The sequence below is a fragment of the Pseudomonas sp. NMI760_13 genome, assembly GCF_021283245.1.
Classification (GTDB): Bacteria; Pseudomonadota; Gammaproteobacteria; order Pseudomonadales; family Pseudomonadaceae; genus Aquipseudomonas; species Aquipseudomonas peradeniyensis.
Window position 1 is genome coordinate 1 of record NZ_JAJSRC010000101.1, and the last position, 404, is coordinate 404.

At 66.1% G+C, this 404-nt stretch carries 1 pseudogene; it reads left to right on the forward strand.

Going from position 1 to position 404, the window contains the following annotated elements:
• Nucleotides 1-404, forward strand: a pseudogene (locus LU671_RS29360) (T6SS effector BTH_I2691 family protein); the annotation flags it as partial.

Consider the following 404-nt stretch of genomic DNA (forward strand, 5'->3'; position numbering starts at 1 on the left):
GAGCCGCAACGGCACTTCGAGCATTTCACCTCCCTGGCCCTGCTCGGCATTCGCGAGCTGAACGCCACGCTGGCCGCCGGCGAGGCTGCCGCCGAAGTCGAGCGAGAAGTACGGGAGGTGGAGCGCTGGAACAGCAGCCCCCTGCTCGCCGCCAAGGCTCCCCTCCCCGCCGTGGATGTCGAGGCCCAATTACCGCGTAGGATCGAGCGCAAGCAGCAGGAAGCACGGGAGCGCTTCGAGGAACGCTACGACGAGGGCGAACGCAGCGCCTTCGCCAGCGCTTACGAGACCGAACTGCACAACCGCCAACAGCTGATCGACCAGCTGGCCACCTTGTATGCCGAGCTCTACGCCGCCCCGGCGTTTCAACGCATCGCCTACAACGACTACAGCGCCATCGACTG